The organism is Aggregatibacter kilianii (genome assembly GCF_003130255.1).
GTDB lineage: Bacteria > Pseudomonadota > Gammaproteobacteria > Enterobacterales > Pasteurellaceae > Aggregatibacter > Aggregatibacter kilianii.
Window position 1 is genome coordinate 2,063,786 of record NZ_NRCN01000001.1, and the last position, 11,036, is coordinate 2,074,821.

11 protein-coding genes are annotated in these 11,036 nt (G+C 38.7%); 7 read left to right on the top strand and 4 right to left on the bottom strand.

The genetic code is table 11. The features are described from left to right. Positions 1-109: 109 nt before the first annotated feature. The 4 genes from DK428_RS09710 to DK428_RS09725 all read right to left on the bottom strand — a co-directional run bounded on the left by DK428_RS09710 (position 110) and on the right by DK428_RS09725 (position 4,418). Positions 110-937 carry a DNA ligase gene (locus DK428_RS09710; RefSeq protein ID WP_109065131.1) on the bottom strand — a complete coding sequence of 276 codons (828 nt, stop codon included), beginning with the start codon at positions 935-937 and terminating at the stop codon, positions 110-112. A gap of 258 nt (positions 938-1,195) precedes the next feature. After that, positions 1,196-1,939: a YdcF family protein gene (locus tag DK428_RS09715; protein ID WP_050694211.1), complete on the bottom strand. Its 744-nt coding sequence runs from the start codon at positions 1,937-1,939 to the stop codon at positions 1,196-1,198. Continuing rightward, on the bottom strand, positions 1,939-2,898 hold the full coding sequence (locus DK428_RS09720) for a polysaccharide pyruvyl transferase family protein (protein ID WP_109065130.1): 960 nt from the start codon (positions 2,896-2,898) through the stop codon (positions 1,939-1,941). Before DK428_RS09720 ends, DK428_RS09715 begins: the two co-directional genes overlap by 1 nt. Next, on the bottom strand, positions 2,895-4,418 hold the full coding sequence (locus tag DK428_RS09725; protein ID WP_109065129.1) for an MATE family efflux transporter: 1,524 nt from the start codon (positions 4,416-4,418) through the stop codon (positions 2,895-2,897). The genes DK428_RS09720 and DK428_RS09725 overlap by 4 nt, the downstream gene beginning before the upstream one ends. Before the next feature lie 136 nt (positions 4,419-4,554). On the opposite strand from DK428_RS09725, the gene DK428_RS09730 reads away from it, so the two are divergent. From DK428_RS09730 to DK428_RS09760, 7 genes are all read left to right on the top strand, one after another. Beyond that, positions 4,555-5,325, top strand: coding sequence for a glycosyltransferase family 25 protein (locus DK428_RS09730; protein ID WP_109065128.1), 771 nt, complete (start codon positions 4,555-4,557; stop codon positions 5,323-5,325). A gap of 8 nt (positions 5,326-5,333) precedes the next feature. Continuing rightward, a complete protein-coding gene (locus tag DK428_RS09735; RefSeq protein ID WP_109065127.1) occupies positions 5,334-6,533 on the top strand; it encodes a hypothetical protein in 1,200 nt (399 codons plus the stop codon). Then, complete coding sequence (locus tag DK428_RS09740) at positions 6,526-7,407, top strand: glycosyltransferase family 2 protein (RefSeq protein WP_109065126.1); 882 nt, start codon at positions 6,526-6,528, stop codon at positions 7,405-7,407. Before DK428_RS09735 ends, DK428_RS09740 begins: the two co-directional genes overlap by 8 nt. 22 nt (positions 7,408-7,429) lie before the next feature. Beyond that, positions 7,430-8,233 (top strand): glycosyltransferase family 2 protein, encoded by an 804-nt coding sequence (locus DK428_RS09745; RefSeq protein WP_162616594.1) that lies wholly within the window; start codon positions 7,430-7,432, stop codon positions 8,231-8,233. Position 8,234: 1 nt separating this feature from the next. Beyond that, positions 8,235-9,365, top strand: coding sequence for a lytic murein transglycosylase (locus tag DK428_RS09750; protein ID WP_109065125.1), 1,131 nt, complete (start codon positions 8,235-8,237; stop codon positions 9,363-9,365). Between the two features lie 74 nt (positions 9,366-9,439). After that, complete coding sequence (locus DK428_RS09755) at positions 9,440-10,225, top strand: ABC transporter permease (RefSeq protein WP_109065124.1); 786 nt, start codon at positions 9,440-9,442, stop codon at positions 10,223-10,225. Then, positions 10,225-10,956: an ABC transporter ATP-binding protein gene (locus tag DK428_RS09760; protein ID WP_109065123.1), complete on the top strand. Its 732-nt coding sequence runs from the start codon at positions 10,225-10,227 to the stop codon at positions 10,954-10,956. The genes DK428_RS09755 and DK428_RS09760 overlap by 1 nt, the downstream gene beginning before the upstream one ends. Positions 10,957-11,036 lie beyond the last annotated feature (80 nt).

An 11,036-nucleotide genomic window follows, 5' to 3' on the forward strand; every position in this document is an offset into this window, starting at 1 on the left:
TAGAAGTGCGGTCACAAAAAAATCTATTTTTGAAGGTCGACTATGCCAACGGATCAGAAGGAATGAATAAATAACATAAATGATTTAGACGTATTTTTAGACGCATTTTTTAAGGTGTTTTGTCTTGAGCGGCAATTCGCCAAAAAGTTGCAAATCTCGGTTTTCCTTTGTTGGTTAAACCACGATATTTATAGGTGATTTGTGAACCGACAGGTGGCGGATTGATTCGCTCCTCCAGTTTGAATCCCGAACCAATTTTAAATTGACCACGATGATTTTCACAGGTGAGCGAGCCGATGACATTTTCAAATTGCCCTTTACCGGCATGATGGGCGATGACCGTACATTCTTCATCAAGTGCGGTCTTTAATTTAAGAATTTGTGTACTGCGTTTTCGTTCATAAGGTGCGTTTGGATTACGGATGATCACCCCTTCGCCTTTCGCTTGTTCAACCTGTTGTAAAAATTGTTGAATGTGTTGCGGATTTTCAATGGGAATTTGCGTAATGATTTCAATAGGTGCGGAAGGATGCTGCGCTAAATAGGCTTTTAATTGGGCTAAGCGTTCAAATAAATTGCCGTTGGCATCAGGAACATCAAACACATGAAGCTTTAATTTATGCCAACCTTTATCCTGTTGAGAACGAACAATAGAGGAAATTTCTGCAAATTGATCACGCTGGCTAAACAATTCGCCGTCAATGGCAAAAGGGGGAAATTCCGCTAAAAAATCTTTTGGTGGCGATAATGTTACTCCGCCACGGGTAAAGAGTTGTTTGCCGTCCCAGTAGCCACGAATACCATCTAATTTTTCGCTCATGACCCATCCTGTCACATCCTGATTCTTATAGGATTCTAATAGCATTAGGTCAGGTTTTTCTGCGTAACAAATAAGATGAAAAAAGAGCAAGGTAAAAAATGAAGTGAAGTGGCGCATATCATGTTCCTTTAAATAAAAAGAAGATTAGCGATAGGGCAAAGAGGCAACCATGAAAAGACAAGATTTTTGTGAAGCAGATCGAAAATAAAAGAAAAAAAGAATAAAAAATACGCCTTGTGAGAGCGTATTTTAGGCATATTTTGATGGAAAGTGCGGTCAAAAAAATAAACGTTTTTTAACACCGATGACACCAACGACTCAGTCAGGAGGAGATAATAAAAGAACGACTGAGCTTATGAATAAACATCAGGGGAATTACTTCTCTTTTAAGTAACCGAGCCATTCTTTTAACAATTGCATATTTTTCGCCATGGCTCCGGCTTGAGGAATAAAATGCATCATGTTGAGCTTATATTCTGTCGGTGTAACGCCTTCGCCAACGCTGGCCGGCAACACTTGAAATCCTTGTCCTTCAAACAATAATTTTGCTCGTTGCATATGCCATTCGTTGGTGACCAAAATAATTTTATTAATACCTTCTTTTTCCAGAATTTGACGGGTAAACAGTGCATTTTCTTTGGTGGTGAGGGATTTTTCTTCCAACCATTGTGTCGGCACATTAAAGAAATCTTTTAATTCTTGCATGGACACTTTCGCTTCAGAGGCACCGGTTGGGCTAACACCACTGATTAACAACGGCAATTGGGTTTCTTTTTGTAAATAAGCGGCATAACGTAACCGTTCCAATTGAACAGCAGAAGAGGCGAGAGGCGCATAGAGTTCTTTACTATCACGCACGCCACCGCCAAGCAACACAATGGCCTGTGCTTGTCTGTAGTCATTTAAGGTTAAATGATCTTCTGTGATTAAACTGTCCTTTAGCGTTTGTGCGGTGTAAGGAATACTTACAACGTACAAAATGGCTATTCCTAAAAAAGCACAAAGGCGGCTGAAGACTTTGCATTTAAATAGGGAAAAGAAAAGGGATAACAGCCATAAAATTAACACATTAAATGGCGGTAACATCATGGCGGTGAGCAGTTTTTTAAGTTCGAACATCATGCTTTATAAAACTCCACAAAATCCACTGCTTTGGTCCACAAATTTGCGTAGCCGGTATTTTTGCCGTAGGCGTTATCACATACGACGTTTGGAATTTCCAACAGGCAGGAAAAAATGTGGCCGTGTAAGCGGGTAGTCGTAATTTTGTCATAGCTTAGGAAGTTTTTTGCCACGCGCTTCACAATGCGTAAGGTGTAGCTTTTCCAGAATTGATGCACAACATCTTTTAGCCAACAGATATTGTTACGATTGGCAAATTTTGCTAAACGCCAGCTTATCGCCAACACGACGTCATCCCGGCCGGATAAAATATCATCCCAATCTTTAATATGGCTACCGACGGGTAATTGCGCCGTGATATTTTTCTCAATATCGCTGGCTTCAATGTCTTTGCGTAAGAAATAAAGTGATTGTCCCGTTTTGGCATTTTTGGTCGGTAATGTGCCATATAATTCATGTGCCATGTCGGGGGATAAATAAACGTGTGGAGAAAATTTTTCAAAGGCGCTGGCGGTTCTTTCATCCCTTGCCAAGAGATGACAATCGTTATGCTGCATGAAAAGTGCGGCAGATTTTTCCAACGTTTCTTGGCTTTTATAATAAAGGGTTTGCGGCAACACAATTACCCGATTATTAGGGAATGCCTGCACAATCGTTTCCCGTAAATTTTGATGTTGCGGATAAAGATCACCAAAATTACCGCCACCGTGTAATAAGATGGTGGTGGTCGGTGTAATTTTACGTTTTATTTCAGCAAGATTCATGTCGAATTCGCTACGTCTTAAAGTGACATTAATACCGTGATCGACAAAAAATTGCTCTGTTCCATGATAAATCAATAAATCACCTACGTTTAAATGCAACGGATAATCTATGTAAAAAACATCATTTTTATCTTTGATTAAGTCTGCAATTGGTGAAAGTTTGTTTTTTAAATCAATAAGTTGTTGATTCATCTCGTCACTCTTTTCTTTAAATAGCCAAATAAAAAACCTTTTTCAGCTTTGTTTAGTCCCACAAATAAAATCACCAAAATTAAGATGGTTTCTAAAAGGACGGCTTCGCCCACAAATGTCCAAAATGAATAGGTGCGTTGCGTGTCCGATAAGTAAATTAAGCCTAGCAATAAGGCGAAAACGATGCCGATATTCATTAGGTATGAGACAAATTCTTTGCGATTAAATTTGATTTTTTTATTAATAAAATACAAACGATAAATTTGCATGATAACCATGATGCCGAATTTTGCAATAAAGGCATATACAGGATTATAGCCAAGTGTGAATAAATAATAGGCAAGCGGCACGGTACAAAGATCAATCACTGCCAAGACGATATTGTATTGTTTAATGCTATTTGCGCCGATAGCCAGCGCAGCCATCCAGAAAGAACCTGCCATAGCGCTAATTAAGGAACAGACAATGGTAGCCTGTACTAATTTTTCGGCATACATTGGCACATGATCGCCCAACCATAATGTTAGTAATGTGTGACTAAAGTACAGCACTGGCGCAGATAAAATGGCAATGAGATAGAAAGAGTATTTTGATGTGCCTAAAATCAGTTTTTTGTTTCGCTCGTAATCTTTAGCGGCGTAGGATTGCACCAATTGTGGGTTAAACGCCACTTGGAAATTATTCACAAAACTATACACGGCGGTATCTACCTGGGTTGCGATTCCCACGGCTGCATTAGCGGCAACGCCGAAGAACAGGTTAGTTACCATATTTAAGCCTTGCGTAGAACCGACATACGCCAACTGTCCCACCAACATCCAGCCGGAAAAATTCATCATTTCTTTGGTTTTCGCCAAATCTTTTTGTAGGTGAAAACGGGTTTCGGCATGAAAGGCTTTGCGGGTAAAACGGAAGTAGAGACTAAATACCGCTATACTGACACACAATAATAATAAACTGTAAGAAATAAGTTTGTCGTAATGCTCAATCTGCATCAAAATGAAAATGGCGCTCAGTTTTAGTGCGGTTTCCGCTAAGCCCAACCAAGCATAAAACGACATCTTTTCATGAGCCACAATCATAGCGTTAAACGGCACTTTAATGATTTCAATGAGGGCAATAATGAGGGCAACTTGATAAACAATATTAGCCGCTTGCATACGACCGGCCGGGATGATGAGCTTATGGTTGAGAAACCAAAGACCAACGGTTTCTGCCAAAATGACCACGACCAACATAATAAATAAATGATTGATAATACTGATATTAAAAACTTTATTGACGCGGTTTACATCGTTTGATGCTTTTTCGACATTAATGAATCGTTGCGTGGTGGCCGTCATGGTGCCATTAAAGAAGGAAAATAAAATTACCACGCCCATAACGATGTTATAAATTCCAAAGTCTTCTACACCCAATACGCGCAACACAACGCGCGAAATATAGAGCATCGCCCCCATATTGAAGAGCATTCGGATGTAAAGAAACAGGGTATTTTTAGCAATGGTTTTATTGGACATGGCGAGACATTGAGTTTGTGTTTTTCCGTAAAATAGGTGGGGGATTATAGTTTTCTTTAGTATAATCAGCAATCTTTTATGCAACTATTTCACCTTAGCATAATCAAATAGGAAATAGATTTTAATTGAGATAATTATGAATAAATATTTGATTTCACTAGATAAAGATGTTCAGCGTCGTGAGCTGTTTTTTACTCAGTCGGATACGGCGGATTTTGTGGTATTTTCTGCGATTAATACCATGCAAAAAGAATGGGACGAGTTGGCTGAAGTATTTAATCCGACTAAGTTTGAACAACATTACGGACGCAACGTCACAAAAGGCGAGATTGGCTGTACATTAAGTCATTTAGAGGTTTATCGCCGGATTGTAGAAGATAAAAATGTGACGGAAAACGAGTATGCTTTGGTATGCGAAGACGATGCCTTATTCAATGTAAATTTGTCACCAAAAACGACCGCACTTTTAACAGAAAATTGTGATGCGGATATCGTGTTAATCGGGCAGTCAAAAATTGCGGAATTTAATGATGTGGAATTAGAAATTAATTATCCGACAACTTTCTCGTTTTTACGCAAAACATTTGGCGATGTCACTGTGGCTTATCCATATAAAAGTTACTTTGCCGGTACGGTGGCGTATTTAATTAAAAAATCGGCTGCCCGTGCATTTTTAACGGTGTTAGAAAATGAAAAACCGTTTTGGCTTGCGGATGATTTCTTGTTATTTGAAACGCAATTCCATATTAGTAACAATGTGGTTCGTCCGCTTATGGCCATTGAAAATCCACAGTTGGTGAGTAATTTGGAAGCCATTCGTGGTTCAAAATCCAATAATCTAGTAAAGAAATTAATCAAATATCCGCTCAAAAAAATCTTGGCGGTGAAAAAGAATTTAGGAAAATAACGTAAAAAATGACCGCACTTTTTAACCTTTTTTATCTTTACGATCCTTGGCTGTTTCATGTCGTGCGAATGTCATTCGTCGCCGGCTTGGCAGCGTTGGCAGTATTGGCTTATCAGTACATTAAAAAACAGAAACCTCAAGGCATCGTTCTGCCTTTAGACAGTCTTGCCGTATTAGGTGGGTTGATTGTTTTCAGTGTGATTCCGCTATTGCTTAATGGCACAAAAGATCTTTCCGTGATTACCATGTATGTGAAGGAATTGATTTTATTCCTCTTTGGCGTGGGACTTTATAACGCGTTTTATGCCAATGTTAATGGGCAACAAAGCGTCGTGCGAGATTTGCAAATTGGTGTCGTGGTGCAGTTTGCAGTGGGCGTGATAGGCTTGCTTGGCGTCTCTTTTATGATTGATTTCTTGCTTTCGACCAATGCGGTATTACCTAAACGCTTTTATGCTTCAGAGCAGGAATATCGCTTATATAACATCACCGCAACCGCTTTTTTCCAACTGAGTTTATTCTATTTGATGCTGTTGCATTTCTTGCTGGCTTACAATGCTAAACACAATACGCTTCCAAGTATTTTGGTATTTTTAATGTTATGCATTGGGTTGATTTCAGGACGTACATTCCTTCTGTTATCGGTTGTGAGCATTTTTGTGTATTTCAAATGGCGCTATGTGCCATCACTGATTGCATTTGCCGTTTTAGTACTGCTATTGGCGTATTTCTTACCGGAAAATCCTTATGTGGCACATGCTTTAGAACCTGTGATTAATCTGCTACACGGTGCGGGATTTGTGAGTTCCTCTACGGATACCTTAATGAAAAATCACCTCTTTATGCCAACGCTTAAACAGTTTATTTATGGTGATGGGATGTATATGACGGGGCAGTTGGAAGTAGGGCGCTATTACGGACATACGGATTCCGGTTTCCTACGTCAAATCCTTTACGGTGGTGTGTCTTATGCCTTAGTGTGTTTTGCGGTGACATTCTATTTTGTGCGCAAAGTCGCCTTAAACTGGTTTGATGGCAGCTGGAAATTTATTCTTTCTGCCTTTGTGATTTTGGCATTCTGTAATATCAAAGCCGATACCTTTGCTTTCCCCGGCATTATGTTTGTGATGCTGATGTTCTTATCACTTTTCGGCTCTCACGGAAAACAGCTTATTTTATTTAAACAAAAGGAGCCGAAAGATGTTTAGTATCATCGTGCCTTCTTATAATCGGAAAGAAGAAATCCCTGCATTGCTAGAAAGTTTAACCAAACAAACAGTGTATAATTTTGATGTGGTGATTGTGGATGATTGCTCGAAAGAACCCGTTGAAGTGACACAATCATATCCATTTGTAGTTAAAGTTATTCGGAACGAAACCAATCAAGGGGCCGCTGAAAGCCGCAATATTGGGGCAAGAAACGCGGATAATGAGTGGTTATTATTTCTTGATGATGACGATCGTTTTGCTAACGACAAATGTCAAAAATTGGCGGATATTATTGCCGATCATGCCGATATTAACTTTGTTTACCATCCGGCAAAATGCGAAATGGTGAATGAAGGTTTTACCTATGTAACAACTCCAATTGAGCCGCAAGAAATTAGTGTAGATAGAATTTTACTGGCGAATAAAATCGGCGGCATGCCAATGATTGGAGTGAAAAAAGATCTGTTTTTAAAAATAGGCGGATTATCCACCGCACTTCGTTCATTGGAAGACTATGATTTCTTATTGAAACTCGCGCTGGAACCCACATTTAAGCCATACAAAGTGGCAGAACCATTGACCTATTGCACATTCCATACCAAGCGTTCTAGCGTGTCGACCGATACAACTAATACGCAAAAAGCGATTGATTATATCCGTGAAAATTATGTGAAAACGGCACAGCAAGAAAAGAACTTTGCTATCAATGCACAGTATATGTTGGCCTACCCACATATTATGAATTTATCCCGTAAAGCCGCTTTTTACTATTTTGAGATTTTTAAATTAACGAAAAGCATTAAGCAGCTTGTGATTGCCTTTGTGGTTCTAATTTCCCCCAAATTGGCAATTAATTTGAAACGATTTATGTAGATAACTTATTAGATAGAGAAAGATGAAATTTTCAGTTTTAATGTCCTTATATATTAAGGAAAATCCACAATATTTAAGAGAATGTTTTGAAAGTTTAGTGGCTCAAACCCATCCAGCAGATGAGATTGTGTTGGTGTTTGACGGTGCGGTAACGCCAGAATTGGAAGCCGTGGTTGCTGAATTCGAAACCAAATTACCCTTAAACTTAGTGAAGTTGCCAAAGAACTTAGGCTTAGGCAAAGCGCTCAATGAAGGATTAAAACATTGTTCTCACGATTGGGTCTTCCGTATGGATACCGATGATATTTGTGTGCCAGAGCGTTTTGCTAAACAAGTGGCGTTTATTGGGCAACATCCGGATACGATTATTTTCGGTGGGCAGATTGCTGAGTTTGGCGAAAATATTCAAGACATCGTGGCGTATCGTAATGTACCGACTGATGCGCAAGATATCGTCAAATTTACACAAAAACGTTGTCCATTCAATCACATGACGGTGGCGTATCAAAAAAGTGCGGTCATTAATTGTGGTGGATATGAAGATTTACAGGAAGATTATTACCTGTGGATTAAGCTTGTGGCACAAGGGCAAAAAGTGGCAAACTTGCCGGATATTTTAGTTTATGCCCGCGTGGGTAATGGCATGGTAGGGCGTCGTCGTGGTTTAAATCAAGCCAAAGCAGAATGGCGTTTGTTTAAGTTGAAATATCGCTTAGGCATTCAAGGCGTATTCTCCGGCTTATTCACTTTTGCATTACGTTCAGGTTCCCGTTTATTACCGACTTCCTTGTTAAAGCGTATTTATCAAACATTCTTGAGAAAGTAGTATGATGAAATTTAGAACACTTTTTAAAATATCTTCAATTTCCACCGCACTTTTCTTAACGGGCTGTGCTTCAAATTCTGATTCGCAAGGCCAAACAACTCCAACGGAAAATACCGTGACTGCGGTAAGTGCCAATGCAGTTTATAACAAACCGCGTACATTAGATAACTTCAATGATTATGTGAATTTTTTAAAAGGTAAAGCCGCGGCAGAAGGTGTGTCTGTTGATGTATTAAATGCACAAAAAAATATTAATTACATCCAAAAATCCGTAGATTTGGATGATCAACAAGCCGGCAGAATTCGCAAGCGTGATCCGAACGCACCTCCTGTGATTAATCCTAATGGTACGACTAATTATTTAAATCGCGTTTTGACACCAAATAAGGTGGATATTGCCGAAACTCGATATTGGGAGCTGTTGCCGCAACTTGAAAATGCCAGCCAAAAATTTGGTGTACCCAAACATTATTTAATGGCGTTGTGGGGCATGGAAAGTAGTTTTGGCTATTATCAAGGTAGCTACGACGTATTATCGGTATTAGCGACACTGGCTTTTGATGGTCGCCGTGAAGCATTATTCAGTAAAGAATTTATTGCTGCCATGAAACTATTACAGCGGGATCATATTCAGCGCTATAAAATGCTTGGTTCATGGGCCGGAGCCATGGGGCAAACCCAATTTATGCCAAGTTCTTATTTAAGTTATGCCGCAGATGGTAATAACGACGGCGAAAAAAATATTTGGACAGAACACTACGATGTATTTGCCTCTATCGCTAATTACTTACACACGGTAGGCTGGAATGAAAAACTGCCTTGGGGGGGCGAAGTTACGTTGACCCAACCACTTGATATGGCATTATCCGGTACGGAAGAGGGGCAAAAGCGATCCCTAAGTAGCTGGCAAAATATGGGTGTCGCCTTAAAATATCAAACGCCGGAAACGCAACAAAAACTGGCCGCACTTTCGGGTACGGATTTATGGTTGGTAAGACCTGATAAAGAATTTGGTCGAGCGTTCCTTGTAACAAATAACTTCCGTACGCTACTGCATTGGAATAAATCCAATTATTTTGCGATTAGTATTGGCATGTTTGCGGAAAGGATTGAGCAAAGGGTTGGGAGATAATCTCAAGGTTGAATTTTAATGTAAAATCCATAAGATTTTTTATTGCTTGTTAAGCAAAGGGGTAGATAAAGCACATGAAGTTAATAGATAAATTTCGTCGTTTCTATGCATTTGATGAGTTGCTGAAACAACTAATTGTAAGAGATGTCAAGTTGAAATACAGACGGAGTTATTTGGGGTATCTTTGGAGTATTCTGAATCCATTAATGTTAATGATGGTTCTTGTCTTTATTTTTTCTAATGTATTTCGCTTTGATATTCCTAATTTCCCACTTTATATGATTGCAGGACAGTTTTTGTTTAATTTTATGACTGAAGCAACAAATATGTCCGTTGGCTCTATTATCGGAAACGCATCATTACTCAAAAAAACCTATGTACCTAAATATATTTTTACAGTTTCTAGAGTGGGAAGTTCATTAGTGAATTTGCTTTTCTCTCTTGGTGCATTATTTCTAGTTATGGTTTTTACTAATGCTGAATTCTCTTGGAATCTCTTATTTTTCCCTGTAATTATTCTTGAAGTATTAATCTTTAGTCTTGGATTGGGTTTATGGCTAGCTGCAATTACCGTTTTTTTCCGTGATATTCAGTATTTATGGGGCGTATTTATTTCGATGTGGATGTATCTTACTCCATTATTCTATCCTGTATCAATCATTCCTGAGGAATACCAAGAGTTATACAAAAATGCAAATCCAATGTATGGCTATATTGAGCAATTTAGAGATATTGTTTTACATGCAAGATTCCCACAAACTGATTCGATTCTAATCGGTTTTGGTACGGCTATTTTGGTTCTTGTCCTTGGGGCTTGGTATTTTAATAAAAAACAAGACGAGTTTATTTTATATATCTAATGAATAAAGAAACAGTAATTAAAGTCACTAATGCTACGGTGCGTTTTAATAAAGCAACCGAACAATATAATGGCTTAAAAGAGTATGTGATTAAAATGCTAAAGGGGGAACTTATGTTCCAAGAGTTTTTAGCATTAAAAGATGTTAATCTTGAAGTGAAGAAAGGTGAGTCTTGGGGGTTAATTGGTACCAATGGTTCTGGTAAGTCGACTCTTTTAAAGTTAATTTGTGGTATTTTAAAACCCTATAAAGGTACTGTAGAGGTGCACGGTAATATTGCGCCATTAATTGAGTTAGGGGCTGGTTTTGATGGTGAGCTGACTGCAAGAGAGAATATCTATCTCAATGGTGCTTTACTTGGGCATAAGAAAGCCTTTATGGAGCAGCATTTTGATGAAATTATTGAGTTTGCGGAACTTCAAGATTTTGTGGATGTGCCGCTTAAAAACTTTTCATCTGGTATGGCTGCACGGTTGGGCTTTGCAGTGGCAACGATAGTGAAGCCAGAAATCTTAATCGTTGATGAAGTTTTAGCTGTAGGCGATGCGGCATTTCAAGAAAAATGTAAGCAACGTATGGAAAAAATGTTAGCTGGCGGTACAACGCTTTTATTTGTTTCTCATTCTATCGAGCAAGTAAAAGAACTCTGTCCAAATGTAATTTGGATTGACAAAGGTATTGTAAGAGCAATAGGTAACGCAGAGGATATAATCCCTCTATATAATAAATAGGAAGGGGCTGTACTAGATAACTAGACCAGAATCTCTTTAACCAATTGTTTTAGAATGGAAATTTGAGATTTTATTTCACT